Raw genomic sequence first — 1,192 nt, 5'->3', positions numbered from 1 at the left:
TTGCATGTTTAACAGTACCTTGGACAACTCCACCAATCGTATTTGGTTTCTTAGCTACAGGTGCAAACGTTATGGGTGCAGTAACTCAAGCAATCTTAATTGTTGTTTCAACAGTTATCTATGTACCATTCTTAATTGCATACGAAAAATACCAAAACAAACAAGCTGCAGAAGCTTAATAATGAAATTGACAAGGATACGTTGTATTCTTGTCTTTCATTGTATATAAAGGTACAATGGATTTAGAGGTGAGAATATGAGTCTATTATCAACAATTGAATACCAAAATGGTTTTAGTGATTTAGAAAAGAAAATAGCAGATTATTTAATTGAACATAAAGAAGATGTGATTCATATGAATCTTAAAGAGTTAGCAGAAGCAACTTATACTTCAACAGCAACAATTAGTCGTTTTTGTAAGAAATTGGGAGAAAAAAATTTTAATGACTTTCGTGTTCATTTTGCCGAAATAACTCAATCTCAAACATTCTCTACAATAAATTTTAATAAGCCATTTCTTCAAGATAGTTCGAAAAATGAAATTTGTCATAATGTTGGAGAAATCTATAAACAAACCATTGAAGGAACTAATCAAGTTCTTGATATGAATGAATTAGAAAAAGCAGTGGATTATATTGATAAAGCAAACATCATTGATTTGTTCGCGGTAGGAGATTCTTTTTTATCAGCATTAATGTTTGAACATAAAATGACTTATGTCAATAAGCTTGTTAACTTGAAAATTATTCCTACAGAGCAAACTCAACAGGCTTTGTATACGACTAAAAATTCAGTAGCGTTAATTATTTCCTATTCAGGACAAACAAATGAAATTAAACCTATTGTTGAACGTATTAAAATAAATGGGGGAACCATTATTGCAATCACTTCTTTAAATGATAGTTATTTGAGAATAAAAGCAGATATTTGTTTAACAATGTGTTCAAAAGAAAATATTATTAATAAAATTGGAACATTTTCTTCTAAAATAAGTAGTGATTATATTATAGATTTAATCTATTCCTTACTCTTTAAAAAGAATTATCAAGAATTACTTATTAAAAAAGTATCTATGAATTTAGATTGGGATGAAAGAAGAAATGAATCAACACATGAAAAAGGAAAAGGAGAATAGTGATGGGACATATTTTATGGGTAGAACCTGTATTTAAAGAAATGATTTGGGGAGGAA

General features: G+C 28.6%; 1 protein-coding gene and 1 pseudogene. Both read left to right on the top strand.

The features are described from left to right. A pseudogene (locus LJD32_RS14905) lies at positions 1–179 on the top strand (PTS sugar transporter subunit IIC); the annotation flags it as partial. Positions 180–256: 77 nt separating this feature from the next. Further along, on the top strand, positions 257–1,135 hold the full coding sequence (locus LJD32_RS14900) for a MurR/RpiR family transcriptional regulator (protein WP_032090165.1): 879 nt from the start codon (positions 257–259) through the stop codon (positions 1,133–1,135). Positions 1,136–1,192: the final 57 nt, after the last annotated feature.

Origin of the sequence: Faecalibacillus sp. TM498, from assembly GCF_020589955.1 — a bacterium.
Lineage (GTDB): Bacteria > Bacillota_I > Bacilli_A > Erysipelotrichales > Coprobacillaceae > Faecalibacillus > Faecalibacillus intestinalis.
This window is presented reverse-complemented; position numbering and strand designations above follow the sequence as displayed.

Bases quoted from the DNA above. Each gene is read 5' to 3' on its own strand.
- LJD32_RS14900 (WP_032090165.1), top strand. From the start codon at position 257: ATGAGTCTATTATCAACAATTGAATACCAAAATGGTTTTAGTGATTTA.